22 protein-coding genes are annotated in these 25,424 nt (G+C 64.5%); 19 read left to right on the plus strand and 3 right to left on the minus strand.

Annotated elements, in window-relative coordinates; genetic code table 11:
* Positions 1–96 precede the first annotated feature (96 nt).
* From PHO31112_RS05330 to PHO31112_RS05400, 14 genes are all read left to right on the plus strand, one after another.
* A complete protein-coding gene (locus tag PHO31112_RS05330; RefSeq protein ID WP_150619542.1) occupies positions 97–3,135 on the plus strand; it encodes a motility hub landmark protein FimV in 3,039 nt (1,012 codons plus the stop codon).
* 83 nt (positions 3,136–3,218) lie between these two features.
* A complete protein-coding gene (gene truA, locus PHO31112_RS05335; protein ID WP_150619543.1) occupies positions 3,219–4,019 on the plus strand; it encodes a tRNA pseudouridine(38-40) synthase TruA in 801 nt (266 codons plus the stop codon).
* Positions 4,016–4,672, plus strand: a complete 657-nt coding sequence (locus PHO31112_RS05340; RefSeq protein WP_150619544.1) for a phosphoribosylanthranilate isomerase — start codon at positions 4,016–4,018, stop codon at positions 4,670–4,672. Before truA ends, PHO31112_RS05340 begins: the two co-directional genes overlap by 4 nt.
* A gap of 57 nt (positions 4,673–4,729) precedes the next feature.
* Positions 4,730–5,932 carry a tryptophan synthase subunit beta gene (gene trpB, locus PHO31112_RS05345; protein ID WP_150619545.1) on the plus strand — a complete coding sequence of 401 codons (1,203 nt, stop codon included), beginning with the start codon at positions 4,730–4,732 and terminating at the stop codon, positions 5,930–5,932.
* 165 nt (positions 5,933–6,097) lie between these two features.
* Positions 6,098–6,931 (plus strand): DNA-methyltransferase, encoded by an 834-nt coding sequence (locus tag PHO31112_RS05350; protein ID WP_174995571.1) that lies wholly within the window; start codon positions 6,098–6,100, stop codon positions 6,929–6,931.
* Positions 6,885–7,709 carry a tryptophan synthase subunit alpha gene (trpA, locus tag PHO31112_RS05355; protein ID WP_150619547.1) on the plus strand — a complete coding sequence of 275 codons (825 nt, stop codon included), beginning with the start codon at positions 6,885–6,887 and terminating at the stop codon, positions 7,707–7,709. The genes PHO31112_RS05350 and trpA overlap by 47 nt, the downstream gene beginning before the upstream one ends.
* Positions 7,710–7,826: 117 nt before the next feature.
* Positions 7,827–8,702 carry an acetyl-CoA carboxylase, carboxyltransferase subunit beta gene (accD, locus tag PHO31112_RS05360; RefSeq protein ID WP_150619548.1) on the plus strand — a complete coding sequence of 292 codons (876 nt, stop codon included), beginning with the start codon at positions 7,827–7,829 and terminating at the stop codon, positions 8,700–8,702.
* Between the two features lie 288 nt (positions 8,703–8,990).
* Positions 8,991–10,289, plus strand: coding sequence for a bifunctional tetrahydrofolate synthase/dihydrofolate synthase (gene folC, locus PHO31112_RS05370; RefSeq protein ID WP_150619550.1), 1,299 nt, complete (start codon positions 8,991–8,993; stop codon positions 10,287–10,289).
* A gap of 45 nt (positions 10,290–10,334) precedes the next feature.
* A complete protein-coding gene (locus PHO31112_RS05375) occupies positions 10,335–11,363 on the plus strand; it encodes an SPOR domain-containing protein (protein ID WP_246177752.1) in 1,029 nt (342 codons plus the stop codon).
* A 28-nt stretch (positions 11,364–11,391) separates the two neighbouring features.
* Complete coding sequence (locus tag PHO31112_RS05380) at positions 11,392–12,189, plus strand: CvpA family protein (RefSeq protein WP_150619551.1); 798 nt, start codon at positions 11,392–11,394, stop codon at positions 12,187–12,189.
* Positions 12,190–12,247: 58 nt separating this feature from the next.
* On the plus strand, positions 12,248–13,768 hold the full coding sequence (purF, locus tag PHO31112_RS05385) for an amidophosphoribosyltransferase (RefSeq protein WP_150619552.1): 1,521 nt from the start codon (positions 12,248–12,250) through the stop codon (positions 13,766–13,768).
* A gap of 246 nt (positions 13,769–14,014) precedes the next feature.
* Positions 14,015–15,202 (plus strand): O-succinylhomoserine sulfhydrylase, encoded by a 1,188-nt coding sequence (locus PHO31112_RS05390; RefSeq protein ID WP_150619553.1) that lies wholly within the window; start codon positions 14,015–14,017, stop codon positions 15,200–15,202.
* Positions 15,203–15,216: 14 nt separating this feature from the next.
* The gene (hisC, locus tag PHO31112_RS05395) at positions 15,217–16,287 is read left to right on the plus strand and encodes a histidinol-phosphate transaminase (protein ID WP_150619554.1); all 1,071 of its coding nucleotides are present in this window, start codon (positions 15,217–15,219) and stop codon (positions 16,285–16,287) included.
* Positions 16,288–16,519: 232 nt separating this feature from the next.
* A complete protein-coding gene (locus PHO31112_RS05400; RefSeq protein ID WP_150619555.1) occupies positions 16,520–17,953 on the plus strand; it encodes an NAD-dependent succinate-semialdehyde dehydrogenase in 1,434 nt (477 codons plus the stop codon).
* Between the two features lie 101 nt (positions 17,954–18,054).
* Here PHO31112_RS05400 and PHO31112_RS05405 read toward each other — a convergent pair whose 3' ends face one another.
* The 3 genes from PHO31112_RS05405 to PHO31112_RS05415 form a co-directional block, all read right to left on the minus strand.
* The gene (locus PHO31112_RS05405; protein WP_150619556.1) at positions 18,055–19,665 is read right to left on the minus strand and encodes a phosphoethanolamine transferase; all 1,611 of its coding nucleotides are present in this window, start codon (positions 19,663–19,665) and stop codon (positions 18,055–18,057) included.
* Between the two features lie 229 nt (positions 19,666–19,894).
* Positions 19,895–20,233, minus strand: coding sequence for a tRNA-binding protein (locus tag PHO31112_RS05410; protein WP_150619557.1), 339 nt, complete (start codon positions 20,231–20,233; stop codon positions 19,895–19,897).
* A 125-nt stretch (positions 20,234–20,358) separates the two neighbouring features.
* Positions 20,359–21,144 carry an AraC family transcriptional regulator gene (locus tag PHO31112_RS05415; protein WP_150619558.1) on the minus strand — a complete coding sequence of 262 codons (786 nt, stop codon included), beginning with the start codon at positions 21,142–21,144 and terminating at the stop codon, positions 20,359–20,361.
* A 288-nt stretch (positions 21,145–21,432) separates the two neighbouring features.
* Here PHO31112_RS05415 and ssuE point away from each other — a divergent pair, with 288 nt between their 5' ends.
* The 5 genes from ssuE (at position 21,433) to PHO31112_RS05440 (ending at position 25,419) form a co-directional block, all read left to right on the plus strand.
* A complete protein-coding gene (gene ssuE, locus PHO31112_RS05420) occupies positions 21,433–22,035 on the plus strand; it encodes an NADPH-dependent FMN reductase (RefSeq protein ID WP_150619559.1) in 603 nt (200 codons plus the stop codon).
* Between the two features lie 14 nt (positions 22,036–22,049).
* Positions 22,050–23,201, plus strand: a complete 1,152-nt coding sequence (gene ssuD / locus PHO31112_RS05425) for an FMNH2-dependent alkanesulfonate monooxygenase (protein ID WP_150619560.1) — start codon at positions 22,050–22,052, stop codon at positions 23,199–23,201.
* Positions 23,202–23,288: 87 nt separating this feature from the next.
* Complete coding sequence (ssuC, locus tag PHO31112_RS05430; protein WP_150619561.1) at positions 23,289–24,140, plus strand: aliphatic sulfonate ABC transporter permease SsuC; 852 nt, start codon at positions 23,289–23,291, stop codon at positions 24,138–24,140.
* Positions 24,137–25,150: an ATP-binding cassette domain-containing protein gene (locus PHO31112_RS05435; protein WP_150619562.1), complete on the plus strand. Its 1,014-nt coding sequence runs from the start codon at positions 24,137–24,139 to the stop codon at positions 25,148–25,150. Before ssuC ends, PHO31112_RS05435 begins: the two co-directional genes overlap by 4 nt.
* A gap of 53 nt (positions 25,151–25,203) precedes the next feature.
* Positions 25,204–25,419 carry a TOBE domain-containing protein gene (locus PHO31112_RS05440; protein ID WP_010807342.1) on the plus strand — a complete coding sequence of 72 codons (216 nt, stop codon included), beginning with the start codon at positions 25,204–25,206 and terminating at the stop codon, positions 25,417–25,419.
* Positions 25,420–25,424 lie beyond the last annotated feature (5 nt).

A 25,424-nucleotide genomic window follows, 5' to 3' on the forward strand; every position in this document is an offset into this window, starting at 1 on the left:
GAACGGCGGCCTGCGGGGCCGCCGTCCGCGCTTTGGGAGGCGCCCCATTTGCTGGGGCGTCCAGAGAAAAACGACTGACAGGCTTGACAAGACACAGTGCGGAAATACTCGATCGGCAAGCGTGCAAACTCGTCCCATAACTCGTTTCGCCTGAGCGCGGCGGCGGCCGTCTTGTGGAGCCTCGGGCTTCTCAATGCCGGTGCTGCAGAGTTCGGCCCGCAGCAGGTGCGCTCGGGTCCGGGCCAGCCGCTGCGCGCAGTGATCGTGCTGGGCAACGTGTCGCAAGCCGAAGCCGACGGATTGTCGGTGAAGCTCGCACCGCGCGATGCCTTCAGGCAGGCAGGTCTGCGCTATGACCCCACGCTCGAGAAGCTCTCCGTCTCGGTCACGCCGACCGCAGGACGCGAACCGGGGTACAGCGGCACGTATCTCGTCCATGTCGATTCGGCTGAGCCGGTCACTACCTCGTTCCTCGATCTGTTGCTGGTGCTCGAATGGCGCACCGGCCGGCAGTCCAACGCGCTCACGCTGTCCGCCATCCCGGAAGCCAGCGCTGCGCAACCGCAGGCGGTTGTGCCCGCGCAGACGTCGGATCGCGGGACTCCCGCGACGGCTACCTCTCCCGTGTCTTCCCCGGCGCCGGCTCCTGCGGCGTCTGCTCAGCCAGGCAACGCATCGTCGGGGGCGGCCGCAGAGGGGGCGCGTAAGGTGGGCCGGGGAGATTCACTCTCGTCGATTGCCCGTGAATTCACGAGCGGCGAAGGTGGTACAACGCTCGCGCAGATGATGACCGCGCTGTTCGAATCGAACCGCTCGGCGTTCATCGGTGACGATCCGAACCGGCTGCGTCAGGGGGCGACGTTGACACGCCCGGCCGATGCGCAGGTGCAGAGTATTCCTCCCGCCCAGGCACGCAAGTTCGTGTCTTCGGCGCGGGAACAGTTTGACGCGTATCGCGCGCGGCTGGCCGAATCGACGACGCGGCAGGCAGCACCGGCCGGTGGCCGCAGTGCACAAGGCGCGATCGAAGCGGGCAAGGCACCGGAAGCAGCCGCCCCCGCCACGCGCGATGAATTGAAGCTGTCGCGACCCGGCAAGGGTGGGGCGGGCGGCACGGCCGGTCGCACCGGCGGCAGCGAGGAAGAGCAAATCGCCCAGGGCAAGGCGCAAGCCGAGGCGCAGGGCAGGGTGAATGAGTTGCAGAAGAACGTAGCAGATCTCCAGAAGCTGTTGGCGATGAAGAATCAGGCTGTCGCCAATCTGGAGGAGCAGGCCGCCGCCGCTTCCGGGGCGACCGCACAGGACAAGACGGCGAAATCCGCCGACGGCAAGACCAAGACACCAGCGGCGGCTGCGACTGCCGCTGCGGTACCGAATGCCGCCAAGGGTGTGGCTGACTCGAAGGACGCCGCCGCAACTGACAGTCCGGCCACGGTGGCCGTAGCGTCGGAGGCTGCGGCCACCGATGCTGCCTCTGCCGCATCGGCGAGTGTGACGGCCTCGGACGCTGCGGCCGCCGTGGCGGCATCGGCTAGCGAGGTCGTAGCGGCATCGGCCGCCAGCGCGCCGGCAGCCGAGTCGAAGCCCGCGCCCAATGCCGCCATGAATTGGCGTGCTGTGACTCAGAATCCGTATGTGCTGCCGGGGGCTGGCGCGCTGGTGGTGCTGCTCGGTCTGTGGTGGCTGATGCGTCGCCGCCGTGCCGAGACACCGGCCGGGCAGCCCGGCCCGTATGACGATGGGCACGACGCTCATGCAGGCCAGGATCAGGATGCGCCGCACGATGGCCCGCAAGCTGACGAGTCGGCATCAGGTGTGGCAACGGCGGGTGCCGTGGCGGCTGCCGGTGCCGTAGGCGCTGCCGCGCTGTATGCAGCCAATCAGGCGGAAGCCGACGAACATTTGCATCCTGCTGCCGATGACACACGGTCGGCGTCGGACGTTGGTGCCGCTGCCGTCGAAGACGAGCAGCCGGCCCCCGAGGCTGCCGAAGCCGGCGTGCCGGAAGAATGGGATGTCGAGCCGTCGCCTTTGGCCGATGCGTCGGCCGACGCGGCTCACGCCGAAGGTCCGGACAACTCGCCGGTGACATTCGAGGCGTCGGAAGCGCCCGCTGAACCGGTCGTCGACGAGGTGGCGCCCCATGTGCTGGAAGCCTCGCCGGAAGCTGCCCGCGAGCCGGAAATCGATTGGAATGCCGCGTTTGCCGAGCAGGCTGGGGAGGCCGGCGAAGTACCCGCCGCGCATGACGATCCGGCGACGGCCACCTTGTCGTCGCTGGAAGCGCTTGGCGCTGCGGCGGCCATTGGCGGCGCCGCTGCTGCGCACACGGCACAAGTCGAGCCAACGCCCGCCGCGCAGGCAGAAACGGCAGAAAACATTGCGCCGATTGCCGGCGCGACGCCTGACGGCGGTGTGGCAGGCATGGTGGGCGATCTGGATCTGGCGATTCCGGGGCAGCCGGCGCATGTAGGTACGATTTCTAGCGATGCGTTGCCTTCCCTGAGCAAGGGGCTGGGCTCTGTGCAGTTCAAGATGGAGCCTAAGGACGGTCCGATCCATCAGCAAACCGGCGCGGATGAGGAGGGCGACGACGCCTATCCCGAACTGAGCGACGCCGATTTCGACGCCGCGATGGAGCAGGCAAATCGGCCCCCCGAAGCGCCGCGCAGCTACACCGATGAAGCACACGAAGCGCCGTCGCTCAAGCCACTGTCGTTCGATCTGTCGGACTTCAGCCTCGATCTGAAGGGCGACGAGGCATCAGCCGCACCGGCGTTCGTCAGCGCGCCGACGCTGCCCGCTGACATCGGCGTGGAGGCGTTGGTCGAGCACGAGACGCTGGATTCGACGCCGCCGGAGACGCCGTTTGCGGCCGAACCCGCTGCGCCGCAGGTGCCGCAAGTGATCGTGCCGACGCCGGAGCCGATCGTCGCGGGATCGTCCGCAGAGTCCGCTGCGTCCGCCACGCCGAACGTGCCTGACGAATTCCATACGAAACTCGAACTGGCCGCCGCGTACCAGACCATCGGCGACGACGATGGCGCGCGAGAATTGCTTGAAGAAGTGATCGCCGGAGGGGATGCGGCACAGCAGTCCGCCGCTCGCACACGGCTGGCCGAGCTAGGCAAGTGACGCCACGGCGCATCGACGATCACACCGCTGATTGACCGTAGTTTGGGGCGCTCGTAGGTTGGGCGCCCATTTTTCTTTTTCATATGCGAATTGCACTGGGCATCCATTACGACGGCGCGGCGTTCTCCGGCTGGCAATCGCAGCCGCATGGCAACACCGTGCAGCAGACGCTCGAGGCCGCACTGCGCGAGTTCGGCGGCGTAGCGCTGCCCACGACGGTTGCAGGACGCACCGACACCGGCGTGCATGGCATCGGTCAGGTGGTGCATTTCGACACTGAACTCGATCGTGCGATGTTCTCGTGGGTGCGGGGCGTGAACGCCTTTTTGCCCAAGACGGTTGCCGTGCAATGGGCGCAAGCGATGCCCGACGACTTCCATGCGCGTTTTGCCGCCTTCGAGCGCACGTATTTCTACGTGCTATACGTGCATCCCGTGCGTTCGCCCTTGCTCGAGGGCCGTTGCGGCTGGCTGCACACCCCGCTCGATCTCGACGCGATGCGCACCGCGAGTCAGGCGCTGGTGGGCGAGCACGACTTCTCGGCGTTCCGCTCGTCGGAGTGCCAGGCCAAGACGCCGGTCAAGCACCTGTACGCCATCGATATCGAGCAGCAGGGACATTTCTTTGTATTCCGCTTCCGGGCGAGCGCGTTTTTGCATCACATGGTGCGCAACATCATGGGGTGTCTGGTCGCCATCGGCCGGGGACGTCAGCCCGCGAGCTGGATGTCGCAGGTGCTCGCGAGTCTCGACCGGCGTCAGGCCGCCCCGACGTTCATGCCGGACGGCCTGTATCTGGCCCGTGTGGGGTATCCTGAGCGTTTCGCCGTACCCGAGCCCAACTGGGCCGCGTGGCCGTTCCCGATGCCGTGGGCAAGCTCATGAAATCCCGTACCCGAATCAAGATTTGCGGCCTGTCGCAGCCGGCGGATATCGATCATGCCGTGGCGCTGGGCGTCGACGCCATCGGCCTGGTGTTCTACCCGCCGAGCCCGCGCTACGTGGATCTGGCGCGTGCGGCCGAACTCGCCCGCCGGGTGCCACCTTACGTGAGTCTGGTCGGCTTGTTCGTCAATGTGACGGCCGACGAGATCGCGCGTACCGTCGAGACAGTGCCGCTGACGACGCTGCAGTTCCACGGCGACGAAACGCCCGAGGAATGCGCGACGCTGTCGGCGGCGGCGGGCAACCGTCCGTACATGCGCGCCATGCGTATCGGCCCTGAGACGAAAGACAGCGGCGATTTGCTACAATTCGCCAACGCATACACCGCCGCACAAGGCATCTTGCTAGATGCTCTGGTTGAGGGCTATGGCGGTGGAGGAAAGGTTTTCGATTGGTCACTTATTCCAAAAGACATCGCGCGTCGGGCCGTTTTGAGTGGTGGCTTGAACGCACACAACGTTGCTGAAGCCATCGGCCGGGTGACGCCTTACGCCGTCGACGTGTCGAGTGGTGTGGAGGCGTCGCGGGGCGTGAAGGATCACGCCCGCATGACGGCGTTCGTGCAGGCAGTGCGTGCCGCCGACGCCGAATAAGCAACCCGCCGGGGCGCCCATCAGGGCCGCTCACCGGTAATGCGAAGAGTGACGACCATGTACGATTTACCTGACGCCCGAGGCCATTTCGGCCAGTACGGCGGTGTCTTTGTGGCTGAGACGCTGATTCACGCGCTCGACGAACTGCGCGAGGCCTATGCCAAGTATCAGAATGATCCGGCTTTCCTCGAAGAATTCCATTACGAACTGAAGCACTACGTCGGCCGTCCGTCGCCGATTTATCACGCCAAGCGCTGGAGCAGCGAACTGGGCGGTGCACAGGTGTACCTCAAGCGCGAAGACCTGAACCACACCGGCGCGCACAAGGTGAACAACGTGATCGGGCAGGCGCTGCTGGCGCGTCGCATGGGCAAACGCCGTGTGATCGCCGAGACCGGCGCCGGTCAGCACGGGGTGGCCACGGCGACCATCGCCGCGCGCTTCGACATGGAGTGCGTGGTGTATATGGGCGCTGAGGACGTGAAGCGTCAGGCGGCCAACGTCTATCGCATGCAGTTGCTCGGCGCGACCGTGGTGCCCGTGGAGTCGGGTTCGAAAACCCTCAAGGATGCGCTCAACGAAGCCATGCGCGACTGGGTCACGAATGTCGAGAGCACGTTCTACATCATCGGTACCGTGGCCGGGCCGCATCCGTATCCGATGCTCGTGCGCGATTTCCAGAGCGTGATCGGCGAAGAGTGCAAGGTGCAGATGCCCGAACTGACCGGACGCCAGCCGGATTACGTGCTCGCCTGCGTGGGCGGCGGCTCGAACGCCATGGGCATTTTCTATCCGTACATCGACGAGCCGAACGTGAAGCTCGTGGGCGTGGAAGCGGCCGGCGACGGCATCGAGACCGGCCGTCATGCGGCGTCGATCCTCGGCGGCACGCCTGGCGTGCTACACGGCAACCGCACCTATTTGCTGCAGGACGCCAACGGGCAGATCACCGAGACGCATTCGATTTCGGCGGGGCTGGACTACCCCGGGGTGGGGCCCGAACACGCGTGGCTGCACGACATCAAGCGCGCCGAGTATGTGGGCATTACCGATACCGAAGCGCTTCGGGCGTTCCATGACTGCTGCCGGATCGAGGGCATCATCCCGGCATTGGAGTCGAGCCATGCGCTCGCTTACGCGTGCAAGTTGGCGCCGACGCTGCCGAGCGACCAGATCGTGCTGGTCAATCTTTCGGGCCGCGGCGACAAAGACATGCACACCGTGATGGCGCTGGCCAAGCCGGCGCCTGCGGGCGCGTAAGCGGCGCTGCGAGATGCCATTGACCCCTAGGTCCCAGTTCCCAGATCCGTTGAGGACACCAGAACCAGCATGACCGATCTGACTGATCGCAAGGCACAAAATGACATCCACGGGGCAGAGCGCCCCGTGGACGCCACCGAAGCCGCCGCCGCGCGTCTCGAGGCCATGGAAGCGGCCGGGGAGCTGCGTGCGCGTTGGGCGCCGGGCGACATCACATTGCGTCATGCCGACTTCCTGCATCACTTGCACGAACTGGAAGACGGCAGCGTCGACCTGATTCTTGCCGATCCGCCTTACGGACTCGGGAAGGACTACGGCAACGACTCCGACAAGCGCTCCGGCGAGGACTTCCTCGGCTGGACGTATGGCTGGCTCGAGGCGGCGGTTCCGAAGCTTGCGCCGCGCGGCTCGCTTTACCTGTTCTGCACGTGGCAGTACGCCCCGGAGCTGTTCGTATTTCTGAAGCGGCGCATGCTGATGATCAACGAGATCATCTGGGATCGCCGCGTGCCCAGCATGGGCGGCAGCACCCGGCGGTTTTCGTCGGTCCACGACAACATCGGCTTTTTCGCGGTTTCGAAGGATTACTACTTCGACCTCGATGCCGTGCGCGTGCCGTATGACGCCGCAACGAAGAAGGCGCGCTCGCGCCGTATCTTCGAGGGCAGCAAGTGGCTGGAGCTGGGTTACAACCCCAAGGATCTGTGGTCGATCTCGCGATTGCACCGGCAAGACCCCGAACGCGTCGATCATCCGACGCAGAAACCGCTGCATATCATCGAGCGCATGGTGCTGGCCAGTTGCCCGCCCGGCGGCCTCGTGCTCGACCCGTTCATGGGCAGCGGCACGACTGCCGTGGCTTGCGCGCTGCACGGCCGGCGATTCGTCGGCTACGAGCTGAACGCACATTACCATGCGCTCGCCAATCAAAGACTTCAGAGACTTTCCGATCATGTCCCGCATTCAAGCGACATTCCAAGCCTTGCAAGCGCAGGGTAAGAAGGGCCTCATTCCGTTCATCACCGCCGGCGATCCCGAGCCGGGCTGGACGGTCAAACTGATGCATGCGCTGGCCGACAACGGCGCCGACGTCATCGAACTCGGTGTGCCGTTCTCCGACCCGATGGCCGATGGCCCGGTGATTCAGCGCGCCTCGGAGCGTGCACTGGCCCGTGGCGTGAGCCTGGCCGAGGTGCTCGGCTATGTGGCCGTGTTCCGCCAGACCAACGACCGCACGCCGGTCGTCCTCATGGGCTACGCCAATCCGATCGAGGCGATGGGCCTCGACACTTTCGCCGAGCGTGCCGCGACGGCCGGTGTGGACGGCGTGCTGGTGGTCGACTACCCGCCAGAGGAAGCCGAGGCGTATGCGAGCGCCGTGCGTGCCCGCAGTATCGATCCGATCTTCCTGCTCGCGCCGACATCGACCGATGCACGTATCGCCGCCGTGGCGCGTCAGGCGAGCGGCTATCTGTATTACGTCTCCCTCAAGGGGGTGACGGGTGCCGCGAGCCTGGATATGGACAGCGTTGCTGCGAAGATTCCCCAGATCAAGGCCGCCGCGGCCCTGCCGGTGGGCGTGGGCTTCGGTATTCGCGACGCCGCAACGGCCCGCGCCGTGGCGAATGTGGCGGACGCCGTGGTCATCGGCAGCGCCATCGTCCAGCGACTGGAAAACACGCCGCGTGATCTGACGGGCCAGAACGCGGTAAAATCGCTGGCTGAATTCATCGGTGGCATTCGCCAGGCGCTCGACGAGGGCGCCAAATCGGCGTAAATTCGCGGCGTAATTTTGCCGCACCGTCCGGTGAAACGCTGAATTGAAACGGCCGTGTCATACGGTCGCCCCGAAACGCCCGCCCCTGAGGGTGCGGGCGTTTGCCAAGGAGAAACTATGAGCTGGCTCGATAAGCTGCTGCCCCCGAAGATCAAGCAAACCGATCCGACGCAGCGCAACAAGAGCATCCCGGAAGGGCTGTGGATCAAGTGCCCGTCATGCGAAGCCGTGCTGTATCGCAACGACGTGGAAGCGAATCTGCACGTTTGCCCGAAGTGTGACCATCATATGCGCATTGGCGCGCGTGCGCGTCTCGATGCGCTGCTCGATCCGGAAGGCCGTTACGAACTCGGCCAGGAGATCGTGCCGGTCGATGCGTTGAAGTTCAAGGACAGCCGCAAATATCCGGATCGCATCAAGGAAGCGATGGACGACACCGGCGAGACCGATGCGATGGTCGTCATGGGCGGTGCCATCCACACGCTGCCGGTCGTGGTCGCGTGCTTCGAGTTCTCGTTCATGGCCGGCTCGATGGGTTCGGTGGTCGGCGAGCGCTTCGTGCGCGGCGCACAGAATGCACTGGAGCAGGGGGTGCCGTTCATCTGCGTAACCGCTTCGGGCGGTGCACGTATGCAGGAAAGCCTGCTCTCGCTCATGCAGATGGCCAAGACCACGGCCATGCTCACCAAGCTGGCCAACGCCAAGCTGCCGTTCATCTCCGTGCTCACCGACCCGACGATGGGCGGTGTGTCCGCCAGCTTCGCTTTCCTCGGCGATGTGGTGATGGCCGAGCCCAAGGCGCTGATCGGCTTCGCCGGCCCGCGCGTGATCGAGCAGACCGTGCGCGAGAAGCTGCCGGAAGGCTTCCAGCGTTCGGAGTTCCTGTTGCAGAAGGGCGCGATCGACATGATCGTCGACCGTCGCAAGATGCGTGAGGAGATCGCTCGCCTGATCGCTTTGATGCAGTGTCAGCCGGCCGACGCGGTCGCCTGAGCACGGCAAATTCACGCGTGCGATGGCGCGGCGCTCGCCGCTGCAGTGTCCCCAAGGGCGGTGCAACAGCGTAGAATTACGCAACGCCACGCAACGCAACGCCACGCAACGCCACGCAACGCCACGCAACGCCACGCAACGCCACGCAACGCCACGCAACGCCACGCAACGCAACGCCACGCAACGCCACGCAGTGCCGCGCGAGCGGCGCTTGAACGCATCACTTAGCAGGAATGAAGCGCGGACGTTAGTGACGTCCGCGTTTTTGTTTTTCTGCCTCGCACATCCATGCCGACATACTCCACTCTCGACGCCTGGCTCGCCCATCTCGAAACCGCTCACCCCGTGGGCATTGACATGGGCCTCACGCGCATTGGCCGCGTGAAAGAGGCGCTCGGACTGCAATTCCCGTGCCCCGTTTTCACGATAGGCGGCACCAACGGCAAGGGTTCGACCTGCGCGATCATCGAAGCCATTCTGCTTTCTGCGGGGTACCGCGTTGGTTGCCATACGTCGCCGCATCTGCTGACCTTTAACGAACGCGCGCGTCTGAACGGCGAGGTCGTCGACGACGCCACACTGCTGCCGCACTTCGAAGCGGTCGAAGCCGCGCGCACGAGCTTCGATACGCCGGTCTCGCTCACGTACTTCGAGTTCACCACGCTGGCGATCATGCACATGTTCGCCACGGCCGGCCTCGACGCCGTGATTCTCGAAGTCGGTCTGGGCGGACGACTCGACGCGGTGAATATCGTCGATGCCGACTGTGCCGTGATCACGAGCATCGACATCGATCACGCGCAGTATCTGGGCAATACGCGCGAGGCGATCGCCATCGAGAAGGCCGGCATTTTCCGGCCCGGGAAGCCGGCGATTTGCGGCGATCCCATGCCGCCGGCCACGCTTGTAGCCGAGGCGGAGCGCATCGGTGCAGACCTATGGCTGTTCGGCCGCGATTTCAACTATCAGGGCGACAAGCAGCAATGGAGCTACGGCGGACGTCAGATGCGCCGTCCGGCGTTGGCGTATCCGGCGCTGCGCGGCGCGAACCAGTTGCTCAACGCGTCGGCGGCACTTGCCGCGCTCGAGTCGATGCGTGATCGGCTGCCGGTCTCGGCGCAGGACATTCGTCTGGGTCTTGCATCGGTCGAACTGCCGGGACGTTTCCAGGTGCTGCCGGGGCGTCCGGCCGTGGTGCTTGACGTCGCGCACAACCCACATGCGGCCGCAGCGCTTGGCCACAATCTCGATGGCATGGGCTTCTTCCCGTACACGTATGCCGTGTTCGGTGCGATGGCCGACAAGGACGTCGAAGGCGTGCTGCGTCATCTCGTCGACAGGGTCGATCACTGGCGTCTGTGTGCGCTGCCGACCGAGCGTGCCGCCACACCGGCGTTGCTTGAAGAGAAGTTGCGGGCCGCAGGGTTCGCGGAAGATGCCGATCATTCGGTCGAAACCTTCGAATCCCCCGAGAAAGCCTATGCCGCCGCGCTCGAGCAGTGCGGGGAGAATGATAGAATTGTGGTTTTTGGATCGTTCTTTACGGTGGCGGGTGTGATGTCGCACCGCAAATTACAGCGCCACTGAGGTGTGAAGGTGCGTTTGCCGTGACATTTTCTTACGAGAAATGTCATGCGCATGACGCACCACATGCGCGATGATCAGTCCAACGACGCGAGTTACGACCTGAGCCAAGGCCCTATGGGATTGTTTTCCTTCCGCAAGAAAGACGCCGAAGCCGTTCCCCCGAAGCGCGGTAGCCGCAGGAGCGGCCGAACCGGCACCCGTACGGCGGGAGGGGGCGAGTACAGCGAGCACGAGCAACTCGACCCGCTGCTGCCCGAGAAGCAACGCGCGCGCCGCCGTCTGGTCGGCGCGTTGGCGTTGGTGCTCGCGGCCGTCATCATTTTGCCGATGGTACTCGCACCCGAACCGAAACCGGCCGCCGACGACATCGCCATCCAGATCCCCGGAAAGGATGCCAACTCGCCGCCCGTGCGCGTGAAGCCGAAAGCGGCGGTTGCCGTTACGCCGCCGTCCGACGCTTCGCTCGACAAGGGTGAGGAAGCGGTCGACAGCAGCACGCTGGCCGGTGCCAACCCGGCCAAGCCCGCGCCGACGCCGGCCCCTGCACCGACGGCGGTGCCCCCGGCCGCCGCCGTGGCGCCTGCTCCTGCTCCTGCACCGAGCGCCGTGCCGGAACCGCAGGTGGCGCAAGCGAAGCCGGAGCACAAGCCGGACGTCAAGCCCGATGTCAAGAAGCCCGCTGCGAAGCCGGACTCGCACGACACGGCCAAGGCGCAGGCCAAGCCGCAGCCGAATAACAACGTGGCCGACCCGATTGCGCAGTTCGCGCAGAACAATACGACGTCCAAGGCGACCAAACCGGCCGATAGCCACGACAACGCGCAGAAACCGGCGTCGTCGGGTGGCAAGTATCTGGTGCGCATCGGCGCTTTCTCGACGCAGGATCGCGCACAGGCATGGCTCGTCAAACTGAAGCTCGTGAATGTGCCGAGCTACATGGTGAAGAGTACGGTCGACGGCCGTGAGTTGTATCTGCTGCGCGCGGGGCCGTTCCCCGATCGCAACAGCGCCGAAGCGGCCGGCAAGAAGATCCGTGACGCCGGACTGACGGCGCAGGTCGCCGAGGCGGGCTGAGTTGGGCGATACGGTGCATAGCGGTCTGATGACTGTCGTGGATTACGCGGCGATTGCCATTCTGATCGGCTCGATGCTGCTGGGCATGCTGCGCGGACTCGTGCGCGAGCTGTTCAATCTGGTCGGCTGGGTGGTGGCGTTCTTCGTGGCGCGCGCGTTCGGCCCGGCGGTGGCGCACTGGTTACCCGCCGACCTGCCCGGTGGCGAGATGACGCAGGGCGCACTCGGTTTCCTGCTGGTGCTGGTCGCGGTGGTATTCGGCGCAGGCATCGTCAGCGCGCTCGTGGGCCGCATGACCGATATGATCGGCTTGCGCCCGGCTGACCGCGGTTTAGGGATGTTATTCGGTATCGTTCGCGGCATTCTGCTCTTGATGTTGTTGATGGTCGCCGCCAAGTTAACGGCATTGCCGCAACAACCGGTGTGGCAGCACTCGCTGGTGCGCCCGTGGGTGGACGCGGGGCTGGAGCGTCTCATGCCTTACCTGCCCGAGCCTGTGCAGCACTACCTGCACAAGCCTGAGGCCGCGATGCCGAGCGTCAATCCGCTGGGAACGGCAATTCCTTTGCCACAACTGGAACCCTATCGGGGAACGCCGGACGCCGGCGGGCAGGGCGGTAACGGTACACAGGGACATTCGGGCAGCCAGAGCGGCGGCGCGATGTCCGGCGTGTCGAGCCTGATGGGCGGTGGCGCCCTTCGGGGTGGCAGCGCCGGCAACGGTTTGGCGGGCGATGGCCTGGGCGGTGCGCAGCAGCAGGGGTGGGGCATGCGCAGCAGCGGATCGGGCGCGCCGTCGACCGGCCTGCACAAGGTTGCCGAATGACGGATAATACGGTCCTCCGTTTGACACAGATTTCGCTGTTTTTTGAAGGATTTATGCCATGTGTGGCATCGTCGGTGTAGTCTCCAAGTCCCCTGTCAACCAGTTCATCTACGATAGCTTACTGCTGCTGCAGCACCGCGGGCAGGACGCCGCCGGTATCGCCACGACGGACGGTCAGTCGTTCTACATGCACAAGGGCAACGGCATGGTGCGTGACGTGTTCCGCACGCGCAACATGCGCGACTTGCCGGGCACGGTCGGTATCGGTCAGGTACGTTACCCGACGGCCGGTTCGTCGAGCGCCGCACAAGCCCAGCCGTTCTACGTGAATGCACCCTACGGCATTGTGCTCGCGCACAACGGCAACCTGACGAACTGGGAGCAGCTCAAGGACGAGATGTTCCGCGTCGACCGCCGCCACATCAACACCACCTCCGATTCCGAAGTGCTGCTCAATGTGCTCGCACACGAATTGCAGCAAAGCGCGCGCGACGGTCTGAACGTCGCGTCGCTGTTCGAAGCGGTGGGCAAGGTGCACGGCCGTCTGCGCGGCTCGTATGCCATCGTCTCGATCATCTCCGGCTTCGGGCTGCTCGCGTTCCGCGATCCGAACGGTATCCGTCCGTTGTGCATCGGCCGCTTCGATGGCCCGAATGGCACGGAGTGGATGGTGGCGTCGGAGTCGGTGGCGCTTGAAGGCATGGGCTTCGCGTTCGAGCGCGACGTCAAGCCGGGCGAGGCGGTCTTCATCAGCAACGACGGTGAACTGGTGTCGCAGCAGTGTTCCGAGTCGGTGTCGATGCACCCGTGCATTTTCGAACTCGTGTATCTGGCGCGTCCGGATTCCGTGCTCGACGGCGTGGCGGTCTACGACGCGCGTCTGCGCATGGGCGACTACCTTGCCGAGAAGATTCGCCGCGAGATCGACTATCAGGACATCGACGTCGTGATGCCGATTCCGGACTCGAGCCGTCCGGCGGCCATGCAGGTTGCCAAGCGACTGGGCCTGAACTATCGCGAAGGCTTCTTCAAGAACCGTTACGTTGGCCGTACCTTCATCATGCCCGGCCAGGCGATGCGCAAGAAGTCGGTGCGCCAGAAGCTCAACGCCATGCGCGTCGAGTTCAAGGACAAGAACGTGCTGATCGTGGACGACTCGATCGTGCGCGGTACCACCAGCCAGGAAATCGTGCAGATGGCGCGTGACGCCGGTGCGCGCAAGGTGATCTTCGCGTCGGCTGCACCGCCGGTGAAGTTCCCGAACGTGTACGGCATCGACATGCCCACGCGCAGCGAATTGGTGGCCTATGATCGCAGCGACGAAGAAGTGGCGCGCATCATCGGTGCCGACGAACTGATTTATCAGGATGTCGAGGACATGAAGGCCGCAGTTCGTGACATCAATCCGGCGCTGACCGATTTCGATGCGTCGTGCTTCGACGGGAAGTACATCACGGGCGATGTGACGACCGAGTACCTGAACCGTCTGGAGCAACAACGCAAGGCACCGAAGGCACCGGTTGTGGAAGCCAGCGAGGGCGACGATAACGAGCCGCGCGGGGCTCAGCTTGGCCTCTGAGCGGTGCCTGAGGCCGGCCAGCCGGGCAAATGCCCAGTGGGCGGGGGGGATTTTCCTTCCTCGCCTGCAACGTGCTACACTGCATTTCACGTCGATTTGATTTCAGCTTGCGGACGTGGGGGAACATCCCCGAAACAGCTAAAGCGAGGCCTAGACAGATGGATTTCGAGCCCGTTTTGCTGAATAGCGAAACGGGCTTTTCTTTTTTTGGCCGGCGATCGGGCCAACCCAATCACGAGATACACGATGGACTCCTTCGACTTCGATACCCTGGCGGTGCGCGCGGGCACGCAGCGCTCCGAGTTTGGTGAGCATTCCGAGGCGCTTTACCTGACCTCGAGTTTCGTATTCAAGAGCGCGGCCGAGGCCGCCGAACGCTTCGCGCATTCGGAGGAGGGATTCACCTACTCGCGCTTCACCAATCCCACCGTGTCGATGTTTCAGGACCGTCTGGCGGCGCTCGAAGGCGGCGAGGCCTGCATGGCGACCGCCTCGGGCATGAGCGCCATTGTCTCGGTTGTCATGGCCACCCTCTCGGCGGGGGATCACCTCGTCAGCTCGCAGAGCATTTTCGGCTCCACGCTGAACGTCTTCTCCACGATTTTCAGCCGCTTCGGTGTCGAGACGACCTTCGTCGATCCGACCGATCTCGACGCGTGGCGCGCCGCGATTCGTCCGAACACGAAGATGTTCTTCCTCGAAACGCCGTCCAACCCGCTCACGGATATCGCCGATATCACCGCCATCGGCAAGATCGCCAAGGAAGCGGGCGCCCTGTTCGTCGTCGACAACTGCTTCTGTACGCCGGCATTGCAGCGCCCCATCGAGTATGGTGCGGACGTCGTCGTGCACTCGGCAACGAAGTACCTCGACGGGCAAGGCCGTGTGCTGGGCGGCGCGATCGTCGGCAAGAAAGACTTCATCATGGGCAAGATTTTCACGTTCGTGCGCAGCGCGGGTCCGACCCTCTCGGCGTTCAACGCCTGGGTGTTGCTCAAGGGCTTGGAGACGCTGTCGCTGCGCATCGAGAAGCAATCGGCCAATGCGCTCGCCATTGCGCAATGGCTGGAACAGCAACCGCAGGTGGCTCGCGTGTTCTACCCCGGGCTGCCGTCGCATCCGCAGTATGAACTTGCGCAGCATCAGCAGAAGGCGGGCGGGGCGATTGTCGCGTTCGAACTCAAGGGGGCGACGCCCGCCGAGCAGCGCGAGAACGCATGGCGCGTGATCGACAACACGCGCGTGTGCTCGATTACCGGCAACCTGGGCGATACGCGTACGACGATCACGCACCCGGCGAGCACGACGCACGGTCGCATCACGCCGGAAGCACGCGCCGCCGCGGGCATCACGGAAGGTCTGATTCGTCTGGCGGTGGGACTGGAGTCGCCCGCCGACATTCGGGCCGATCTGGCTCGCGGTTTCGTTAGCTGAGCGGAGCCGTCTTCATGAGTCGATTCTGGAGTGCGGGCGTTGCCGATCTGACGCCCTATGTCCCCGGTGAGCAGCCGCAGATGCAGCGTCTCATCAAGCTCAATACCAACGAGAATCCGTACGGTCCGTCGCCGCGTGTGCTGGCTGCGATTCGCGAGGCGCTCGGCAGCGATGCCGACGCGCTCAAGCTGTATCCCGATCCCGACGCGCGCCGTTTCAAGCAGGCCATCGCCACGCGCTTCGGGCTCGAAGTGGCCAACGTGCACGTGGGCAATGGGTCGGACGAAGTCCTGGCGAATGTCTTTCAGGGGTTGCTGAAGCACGACAAGCCGATTCTGTTTCCGGACATCACGTACAGCTTCTACCCGGTGTATTGCGGGCTTTACGGCGTGGCGTTCGAGAACGTGCCGCTGACCGAGACGTTCGAGATTCGCGTCGACGATTATCTCAAGCCGAATGGCGGCGTCATTTTCCCGAATCCGAACGCGCCGACAGGCCGCGTGCTGGCCTCCGGCGAGATCGAGCGCCTGTTGGCGGGGAATCCGGATTCTGTCGTGGTGATCGACGAGGCCTATATCGACTTCGGCGGCGAGAGCGCTGCGGGGCTGATCGCGAAGTATCCGAACCTGCTGGTGGTGCAAACGCTGTCGAAATCGCGCTCGCTGGCCGGCTTGCGCCTGGGCTTCGCCATCGGGCATCCGGATCTGATCGAAGCGCTCGAGCGCGTGAAGAACAGCTTCAACTCGTACCCGCTTGACCGTCTCGCGCAGGCGGCCGGTGTCGCGGCCGTCGAAGACGACGCGTATTTCGAACAGACCCGTCAGGCCGTGATCGCAAGCCGAGAGGGATTGGTGACGCGTCTGGAAGCGCTTGGCTTCGACGTGCTGCCGTCGACGGCGAACTTCGTGTTCGCGCGTCACCCGTCGCACGATGCGGCACAACTGGCCGCTGCCCTGCGGGAGCGCTCGATCATCGTGCGGCACTTCAAGCACGCGCGCGTGGCGCAGTTCCTGCGCATCACCGTGGGCACCGAGGCCGAGTGCCAGACCTTCACACAGGCATTGAAGGAAATTCTGGCGGGCTGAGACGTGGTCCGGGTGTTTCGATGCCTTGTCACTGAAGGCAAGACCGCGTAGCCCGAGCCCACGAGGGCCGGTAGCGTTGGGGGGAGACACTCCCTGCGCTGCCGGCTTTTTTTTTCGTTTTCATGTGACGACATGGTTGCCCACGCCGCCGCGCACGGCTGCGGTGGGAGGGCAACAGGAATCTCTAGCCTGCGTTATTCTGTCGGGCGTGTTGCCAACCGGAGACTTCAGCATGTCGCACAACGTAGAACTTTTCATCAATGGACAGTGGAAGGCGGGCGCGGAAGGCCTCACGCTGCCGATCGAGAACCCGGCTACGGGCGAGATCATCGGTACGGTGGCGCGCGCTACCCAGCCGGACCTGGACGCCGCCCTGGCCGCCGCCGAAGCCGGCTTTGCCAAGTGGCGCGAAATCGCCCCGTTCGAGCGCGCGAAACTCATGCGTAAGGCTGCCGGTCTGCTGCGCGAGCGTGTCGGCGATATCGCGCGTCAGATGACGATGGAGCAGGGCAAGCCCATTGGCGAAGCCAAGGGCGAAGTGCTTTCGGCTGCCGACATCATCGAATTTTTCGCGGAAGAAGGTAAGCGTGCCTACGGGCGACTGATCCCGGCGCGTGTGCCGAACGTCTACCAGATGGTGATCCAGTCGCCGGTCGGCGCGGTGGCGGCATTCACGCCGTGGAATTTCCCGGTCAATCAAGTCGTGCGCAAGGTCTCGGCTGCCTTGGCTGCCGGTTGTTCGGTGATCGTGAAGGCCGCGGAAGAGACGCCTGCGTCGCCGGCCGCTCTGATTCGCGCCTTCGCGGATGCCGGTCTGCCCGACGGTGTGCTCAACCTCGTGTACGGCGTGCCGGCTGAAATTTCGTCGTACCTGATTCCGCACCCGACCGTCCGCAAGGTGTCGTTCACGGGCTCCACGCCGGTGGGCAAGCAACTGGCCGCGATGGCCGGTCTGCACATGAAGCGCGTGACGATGGAACTCGGCGGTCATGCCCCGGCGCTGATTTTCAACGACGCGGACATCGCGGCGGCCGTGCGCAACCTCGCCGCAGGCAAGTTCCGCAACGCCGGCCAGGTCTGTGTCGCCCCGACGCGTTTTCTCGTGCAACGCGGTGTCTACGATCAGTTCGTCGACGCCTTCGTGAAGGCCGCCGAATCGTTGCGCGTGGGTAACGGCCTCGACCCGGAGACGACCATGGGCCCGCTGGTCAACGGCAAGCGTTTCGAAGCGATCAGCGCCATCGTGGACGACGCCGTCGCCAACGGTGCGCAGCTCAAGACCGGCGGCAAGCGTGCGGCCGAAGGCGGCCACTTCTACGCGCCAACGGTGCTGTGCAACGTGCCGATGAGCGCGAAGATCATGCATGAAGAGCCGTTCGGCCCGGTAGCCATCGTCAACCCGTTCGATACGGAAGAGGAAGCCATTGCCGAGGCGAACCGTCTGCCGTATGGTTTGGCGGCCTACGCGTACACGACGTCGCAAGGCACGGCGCATCGTCTGTCGGCGCGCGTCGAGAGCGGTATGCTGACGATCAACCATGCGGGTCTGGCGTTGCCGGAAGTGCCGTTCGGCGGCGTGAAGGATAGCGGTTACGGTTCGGAGGGGGGGCCGGAAGCCCTCGAGGCGTATCTGCAGCCGAAGTTCGTGACGCGTCTGGAAGTCTGACGCGTACCTGCTAAGGGAGAAGGCCGATGCGAGCAATCGCATCGGCTTTTTTTGTCGCCGCTTGCCGGCGACGGGCCGTTAACTGGGCAGGCGGGCTCGCCTCAGTAGGCTTGCCCGTTGATGCTGCGCGGGCGTGGCCGGAACGTGTCGCTCAACACATCGTGCGAGGCGTCGTAGTACGCCGAGTCGATATCGAGCATGCCCAGTATCGTGTGTTCGATCTGGTCGGTCTGATACGGCCGCGATTCAAGCGCGGCGCGTGTTTGCGAATCGATCTTGTCGCGAGTCCAGACAAGCATCGGAATTTCGTAGCCCGAGGCATCTGCGACTGACTGCCCCGTATGATTGCGCGTATGACCGACTTCCTGTGCATGATCGGAACTGAACAGCAGGCTGGCGTCGGTCGATGCCGTGGCCGACATGGTCTTGCGGATCAGATTGGCAACGACGTAATCGTTGTACGCCATCGCGTTGTCGTACTCGTTGCGCAGACGTCGTACCCACAGCGAGCGGCCTTGTGCCTCGAGTGCGGTCATGACGGCGTCGTCGCTGTTGTCGAAGCGCGCGAACTCCTCGGGGTAGCGCATATCGTAGGTCGGATGCGCGCCCAGCAAATGTACGATGATGAGCTTGCGAGGCGCGTCGCTCGAGAGCGCGGTGTCGAAGTCGGGCAGCAGATTGCCATCGAAATTGTTCTCGCCCCGCCCAAACCCCTTGTTGATGAAGACGCGCTCGTCGGCGCGATTGGCCACCAGCCCGAGCCAGCCGTCGTTGGGCACCTGATTCGAGATCCAATAGGTGCGATACCCGGCTTCCCGGGCGAGCATTACGAGATCGGGCTGACGCGTCCAGGCCTCGGGATCGTCGAGGCTCGCCGGCGTGAGCATCTTCATGAGCGACGCCATCGTCGCCGGCTCCGACGACACCACATCGCGGAACACGGTGAGGTCGTCGCGCATCGAGTTGAGCATCGGCGTGGTATTTCGCGCGTAGCCGTAGAGCGACATGTTATCGCGGTTCAGGCTCTCGCCGATCACCCACACGACAGTCTTGCGCTCAGGCCCGTGATATTGCACGCGCCAGTCGGCGCGCTGCGCCATGTTGCGCTCGAGTTCGCGTTGCAGCTTGTCGGCGTGGGCCAACTGTCCCTGATAGTCGAGATAGCGAATGGGCCAGTAGAGCAACGGGTTCTCCTTGGCCATCGTCGGATTCAGGTGCAGCGCGAGGAAGCCGGTGAGCAGGCTGGCAACGGCGATCTTGCCGCTGCGGCGCAGCGAAGGCGGGGCGCTCGTCGCCTCAATGCGCGACAGGCGGCGCTCCAGCACGATCACGGCCGACATCAGCATCACGAAGACGGCGCTCGCCTCGGCGATGTCGCGCCAGTTGTGACGAAAGAACTCGCCAGTCTCCGACGGGTTGGTGTTGAACACCGCCTGCAACACCAGCAGATGATTCGGACGCAGGCCGAAGTAATCGCGCAGGAACCCTTTGGTCGCCGCGTCGAGGAAGAAGGTGGCAATGACGCAGAGCGTTGTCGCGCTCAGCCACGCCGCACGCGCGCGTAATAGCAGGCAAAGGCCGGCGAGTCCCGGCAGGGCCGTCGCCATGAGCGCCGCGCTCTTGCCGTATTCGCTGGCGCCGAGCATGCCGAGCGCCCAGAACAGGGCGAGTCCGCCCAGCCCGAGACAAAGGCGGTAAAGCAGTGATTTCAAGATGATGTCCCCCATGATTTCGCGCACGTCGTTGCGTGCCTGTCTATCGCCGGCGGACCGGGATCGGCCGACGTCGGAATTCGACCGAAGATTGGGGATTTGGTGTCATACGTCCAGAAATTTTCTGACGAATGCCATTCGGTATTCGGATGTTTCCGAACGGATCGCCCGGCGGCCTGCCGTGGCCGTTGATGGTCGGCAATGACCTTCGTGGCCCCGGGCAGTCCGGTTAGTGCAGACGCGCGCCGTTGGGGACGGCGCGTTCTACCCCCGCGAGGACGATGGCGCCAGTGGTGTCGGCAAAGCCGGTCACCAGCACTTCCGAGACAACGCCGGCGATGCGCTTGGGCGCGAAATTGCACACGCACAGCACCTGTCTGCCGACGAGCGCCTCTGGGGTGTAATGGACGGTGAGCTGCGCGCTGGATGTCTTCACGCCCAAGTCCCCCAGATTGACGTCCAGCACGTAGGCGGGCTTCTTCGCTTTCTCATTGACGCGGGCCGCCACAATCGTGCCCACGCGCAAATCGATCTTCTCGAAGTCCTGCCACTCGATGGTCTCGGCCATGTCCTGTTCCCTATTTCTTTGTCGATGGATGAATAGGCGCAAAGCGTAGCGTGTTGCGGCCGGGCCTGGCTTGTGAATTTCGGCAGACGGAAGCCGGCCCGGGCGGCGCAACGGGCGCAGTCGGATCAGTTGACTGAGGCGGTGACGCCGCCCCCGGTGTGTTCGCGACGCCAGATAGCGGGCGTTTGATGGAAGTGCCGACGGAAGGCGTGGGTGAGGGCGCTCTGGTCGTTGAACCCCACATCGAGTGCGATGTCGGCGAGCGTTGCGTCGCTATTCGTCAGCAGCGACGCGGCGCGCGCGAGCCGAAGGCGCATCAGATGCCGGTGAGGTGTCTCGCCGGTCATCGCCACGAAGCAATCGTGAAAATGCCGCACGCTCATTCCAGCTTCCTGTGCCAGCGTAGCCGTATCGAGCGGCGTGGCCAGTTCGGCTTGCAGCCGCGCGTCGATGCGCGCCAGATCTAGCCGGACAGAGCGTAACGCGGGCCGCGCCGGGGCCAGGCGCGCCATAAGCGCGGCAAGCCACTCACACACGACCGGATCGTCCGCGCTCAGGGGGCATCCGTCGTCCACGCGCGCGCTTACCTGTTGGACCAGTGCCAGCAGCTTTGCGTCGAGCGCAAAAAACGCCTCGTATGAGAACGCCCGTTCTGTGCCTGTCATTGTGGCGAGGTGCGACGGCACATCCAGCACGACCTGTCGATTGGGCCCGTCGCCCCGATAGTCGTGCCGCACGCCCGCCGGGATCACGACACCGTTACGCGCCCCGACACGACCGGATTGCGTGGCGTCGCCGTCCAGCGAAATCGACATGCGCCCCGAGAGTCCGATCACGACCTGATGAAAATCGTGCGTGTCGGTGCTGTCGGTCGGGCGGTACTCGCGCAGTTCGAGGATCGGGGCAGACATGATGGGGTGATGTGAAAACGGCAAACGCTGGGGAATCAAACGTTAGCACCGTCCTGAGGAATAAGTCGCGGAAGGTGCATGACTTCAGGTTATGAAAAAACGCGCAAAGCAATCCCGGATTCATTGGTTCGGGTGCGCAGGGCGGATCGCTACACTGATTCTCCAGTAGCCGGGACGATCCGGTCAGCACCGTGCGAGCCGCCCGTCGGGCCGTTATGCGCCCGGTGCGCTTCGATTCCTCAGGGCCAGCGTGCCAGCACGCGTACGGCCCGTCTTTGGCAGGGAAGTATGACATACGCCGTCACGATCTCGGGCAGCCCGTCGGCCGCCTCGCGCAGCGCCCGTTTGCTGCGTTTTGTCGAATCCGAACTGGCTGCGGCCGGCATTGCGGTGCGCCGCATCGACATTCGCGCGCTCTCGCCGGCAGCGCTGCTCGCCGCCGACACGTCGCACGACGACCTTCGCCATGCGCTTGCGCAAGTCGCGGGTGCGCAAGCCGTGATTGTCGCGACGCCGGTGTACAAGGCCGCCTACAGCGGCCTGCTCAAAGCCTTTCTCGATGTGCTGCCGCAAGACGGTCTTGCCGACAAGCTGGTTGCACCGTTTGCCACAGGGGGCAGCCCTGCGCATCTGCTCGCGCTCGATTACGCACTCAAGCCGGTGCTTTCCGCTCTTGGCGCGCAGCACATTCTGCGCGGCGTGTTCGCTGTCGATCAGCAGGTGCCGAAGGAAGAGGGCGCCACGCTCGATGCGCCGATCGCCGAGCGTCTGGGCACCACGGTCGATCAGCTCTCGCAGTGGCTGCATGAACGCGAGGTGATTCGTCAGTGGCCGGCCACGGCGGCCGCTGCCGCGCGCACTGCCGCAGCCCGGGCAACGCTCGCCGCCTGAGTGCCGGAGTTCGCATGCAAGTCTTCTGGTTCATTCCGACGCACGGCGATACGCGTTACCTGGGGACATCCGACGGCGGACGGGTGTTCGATTTCGATTACGCGCGGCAGATCGCCAGCGCCGTCGATTCGCTCGGATACGAGGGGGTGTTGCTGCCCACCGGGCGTTCTTGCGAAGACGCCTGGGTGACGGCATCGAGCCTCATCGGCGCCACGCGCCATCTGAAGTTTCTCGTCGCCGTACGCCCGGGGATTGCTTCGCCCGCGCTTACTGCGCGCATGGCGTCGACGTTCGATCGCCTGTCGGGGGGCAGGCTGTTGATCAACGTCGTCACAGGCGGTGACGCGGGCGAACTCGAAGGCGACGGCTTCTTCGCCGACCACGCCGAGCGTTACGCCGTCACCGACGAGTTCCTGCGCATCTGGCGTTCACTGTTCGAGAAATCGCACAGCGGCGAGAGCGTCGATTTCGAAGGCAAGCATCTGCGAGCCAAGGGCGCGAAGCTGTTCTTTCCGCCGGTGCAAACGCCGCATCCGCCGCTGTACTTCGGTGGCTCGTCGGAGGTGGCGCGTCAGATCGCGGCCGAGCAACTCGACGTCTATCTGACGTGGGGTGAGCCGCTGGCCGACGTGGCCGAGAAGATCGCCGATGTGCGTGCGCGTGCCGCCAGACTGGGACGCACGTTGCGCTTCGGCTTGCGTCTGCATGTGATCGTGCGTGAGACGGAAGACGACGCGTGGCGCGCGGCCGATACCCTTATCAGCAAGCTCGACGACGAGACCATCGCGCGTGTTCAGGCGCAGTTCGCGAAGATGGATTCGGAAGGCCAGCGGCGCATGGCGGCGCTGCATGGCGGACGCCGCGACAAGCTCGTGATCGCGCCGAATCTGTGGGCGGGCGTGGGGCTCGTGCGCGGCGGGGCAGGCACGGCACTCGTGGGCGACGGGCCGACTGTGGCGCAGCGTCTGCGCGAGTACGCCGATCTGGGCATCGATACCTTCATTCTGTCGGGATATCCGCATCTCGAAGAGGCGTATCGCTTCGCCGAACGGGTGTTCCCGCATTTACCGCGCAATGTGCGCGAACGGCTCGGCAATGTCCCGCTGGCAGGGCCAGTTGGCGAGGTCATGGCCAACAACATCGTGCCGAAGGCGTCGCAAAGCTGAACGCGCGGCATGCGCTGCACAGCGTCGAACCCGCCTCACCATGAATTGAAGAGAAGCGAGGCCGCGATGCCTCGGGGAGAAATTTGTATGACGCAATCCACCTTGACCGATACACAGGCTGCGGTCCCCATCGCTAGCGGCGGAGGTGCGCTGCAACGCTACCGGCGCACGGTAGCGAGACGGCTTGCGCCGTGGGCCGTGCCCATCGTGCTGGTGGCGCTCTGGCAATTGGCCGCGCAGCAAGGCTGGCTGTCGACACGGGTGCTGCCCGCGCCGTCGGCCGTGGTCGACGCTGCCTGGCAACTCGCCGCGAGCGGCCAGATCTGGCGTGACATCGGCGTGTCGACCGGTCGCGCAGTGATCGGCTTTCTGATCGGCGGTGGCCTCGGTCTGTTGCTCGGCATGCTGACCGGCTTGTCGCGTGTGGCGGAAACGGCACTCGATTCGTCGTTCCAGATGCTGCGCAACATCCCGCATCTGGCACTCATTCCGCTTGTGATCCTGTGGTTCGGCATCGATGAGAAGGCCAAGCTGTTCCTGGTGTCCATCGGGGTGTTCTTCCCGATGTATCTGAATACGTATGCAGGCATTCGTGCCGTCGATCCGGCGCTGGTGGAGATGGCGCGCAGTTACGGTTTGCGGGGATGGGCGCTGTATCGAGATGTGATTCTGCCCGGCGCGCTACCGTCGATTCTGGTGGGCGTGCGCTTCTCGCTGGGCTTGATGTGGGTGACGCTGATCGTTGCGGAAACCATCTCGGCGCAGTCGGGTATCGGTTATCTGACGATGAACGCCCGGGAGTTTCTCCAGACCGACATCGTGCTCGTGGGGATTCTGCTGTACGCCTTGCTCGGCAAGCTGGCCGATGTGCTGGCCAAAGAACTGGAATTTCGCTGGTTGCGTTGGCATCCGGCCTTTCAACGAGGAGCCGCCGCATGAGTGCACAACAATTGGCCCCGGTCTCGGGCGTCGACATCGAGGCCGAATGGACGGCCGAGCAGCGCGCCGCAGGCCGCTTGCCGCTCGATCCGCAAGCCGATCCGTTCGGCACGCAACTGCCGCTCGGTCCGAACGTTGCCGGCCACGCCGTGCCGCGCACTGCACCGGGGACGAATCTTAAAGTGGTGCATCCGGCGAGCGACATGGATGCCCCGGCATCGACGGCTGGCCTGCGTATCGACAGTGTCGGCAAGCGTTACGGCGCTCGTCCGGTGCTCTCCGACTTCTCACTGACCATTCCGCGCGGCGGGTTTGCCGCCATCGTGGGGCGCAGCGGCTGCGGCAAGTCGACACTGCTGCGACTGATCGCGGGCCTCGAGACGCCCGACGCGGGGCGCATTACGCTCGACGGACGTGCGCTCGGTGGTGCGTCCGGCGCGGTGTCCACACGCATCATGTTTCAGGACGCGCGTCTGCTGCCGTGGCGCACGGTGCTGGAAAACGTCGCGCTCGGGCTGCCGAAATCGTCGCACGCCAAGGCACTGGACGTGCTGGGCGAAGTCGGTCTGGCCGAGCGCGCAAACGACTGGCCGAGTCAGTTGTCGGGCGGCCAGCGCCAGCGCGTGGCGCTCGCACGCGCCTTGGTGCATCAACCCGACTTGCTGCTGCTGGACGAGCCGCTCGGTGCGCTCGACGCGCTCACGCGTATCGAAATGCATGCCCTGATTGAACGTCTGTGGCGTGCCCATGGCTTCACGGCATTGCTTGTCACGCACGATGTGCAGGAGGCGGTGGCGCTGGCCGATCGCGTGGTGCTCATCGAGCAAGGGCAGTTGGGTCTTGATCAATCGGTGTCGCTGGCGCGTCCGCGCGCTCGCGGCAGTGTCGAGTTTGCCGGACTTGAGGCCCGGGTACTCGCACGTGTGCTCCAAACCGAACCCTCAGCCGGCGCCCACATTCCCGCACCCGAGCCGCTGTGGCCGGCGGCAACCGTGCGCTGGGCTGTCTGACGGCATCCGTTCATTCGTTTCTTCGCTCTCTTTTCCGAACACAGGAGTTCATCATGGGTATCACCGCTATCAACGTCCGTAACCAGTTCAAGGGCCGTATTCGAGAAATCCTGCGCGGCCCGGTGCTGTCCGAAGTGGATGTCGAAACGCCAAGCGGCATCGTGACGTCGGTCATCACCACGCGCTCGATCGACGAACTGCGGCTGGACGTCGGCTCCGAAGTCGTGGCCCTCGTCAAGGCGACCGAGGTCTCGCTCGCCAAGCTCTGAAACCT

Origin of the sequence: Pandoraea horticolens (assembly GCF_902459555.1) — a bacterium.
GTDB classification, from domain to species: domain Bacteria; phylum Pseudomonadota; class Gammaproteobacteria; order Burkholderiales; family Burkholderiaceae; genus Pandoraea; species Pandoraea horticolens.

Coding starts and splice junctions, on each gene's coding strand:
- PHO31112_RS05350 (WP_174995571.1), top strand. CDS start 6,098: ATGGAAGCGGCCGGGGAGCTGCGTGCGCGTTGGGCGCCGGGCGACATC.
- hisC (WP_150619554.1), top strand. CDS start 15,217: ATGAGTCGATTCTGGAGTGCGGGCGTTGCCGATCTGACGCCCTATGTC.
- purF (WP_150619552.1), top strand. CDS start 12,248: ATGTGTGGCATCGTCGGTGTAGTCTCCAAGTCCCCTGTCAACCAGTTC.
- PHO31112_RS05375 (WP_246177752.1), top strand. CDS start 10,335: ATGCGCATGACGCACCACATGCGCGATGATCAGTCCAACGACGCGAGT.
- PHO31112_RS05440 (WP_010807342.1), top strand. CDS start 25,204: ATGGGTATCACCGCTATCAACGTCCGTAACCAGTTCAAGGGCCGTATT.
- PHO31112_RS05400 (WP_150619555.1), top strand. CDS start 16,520: ATGTCGCACAACGTAGAACTTTTCATCAATGGACAGTGGAAGGCGGGC.
- folC (WP_150619550.1), top strand. CDS start 8,991: ATGCCGACATACTCCACTCTCGACGCCTGGCTCGCCCATCTCGAAACC.
- ssuE (WP_150619559.1), top strand. CDS start 21,433: ATGACATACGCCGTCACGATCTCGGGCAGCCCGTCGGCCGCCTCGCGC.
- ssuD (WP_150619560.1), top strand. CDS start 22,050: ATGCAAGTCTTCTGGTTCATTCCGACGCACGGCGATACGCGTTACCTG.
- PHO31112_RS05390 (WP_150619553.1), top strand. CDS start 14,015: ATGGACTCCTTCGACTTCGATACCCTGGCGGTGCGCGCGGGCACGCAG.
- PHO31112_RS05435 (WP_150619562.1), top strand. CDS start 24,137: ATGAGTGCACAACAATTGGCCCCGGTCTCGGGCGTCGACATCGAGGCC.
- trpA (WP_150619547.1), top strand. CDS start 6,885: ATGTCCCGCATTCAAGCGACATTCCAAGCCTTGCAAGCGCAGGGTAAG.
- PHO31112_RS05340 (WP_150619544.1), top strand. CDS start 4,016: ATGAAATCCCGTACCCGAATCAAGATTTGCGGCCTGTCGCAGCCGGCG.
- PHO31112_RS05380 (WP_150619551.1), top strand. CDS start 11,392: ATGACTGTCGTGGATTACGCGGCGATTGCCATTCTGATCGGCTCGATG.
- trpB (WP_150619545.1), top strand. CDS start 4,730: ATGTACGATTTACCTGACGCCCGAGGCCATTTCGGCCAGTACGGCGGT.
- PHO31112_RS05410 (WP_150619557.1), bottom strand. CDS start 20,233: ATGGCCGAGACCATCGAGTGGCAGGACTTCGAGAAGATCGATTTGCGC.
- truA (WP_150619543.1), top strand. CDS start 3,219: ATGCGAATTGCACTGGGCATCCATTACGACGGCGCGGCGTTCTCCGGC.
- accD (WP_150619548.1), top strand. CDS start 7,827: ATGAGCTGGCTCGATAAGCTGCTGCCCCCGAAGATCAAGCAAACCGAT.
- PHO31112_RS05415 (WP_150619558.1), bottom strand. CDS start 21,144: ATGTCTGCCCCGATCCTCGAACTGCGCGAGTACCGCCCGACCGACAGC.
- ssuC (WP_150619561.1), top strand. CDS start 23,289: ATGACGCAATCCACCTTGACCGATACACAGGCTGCGGTCCCCATCGCT.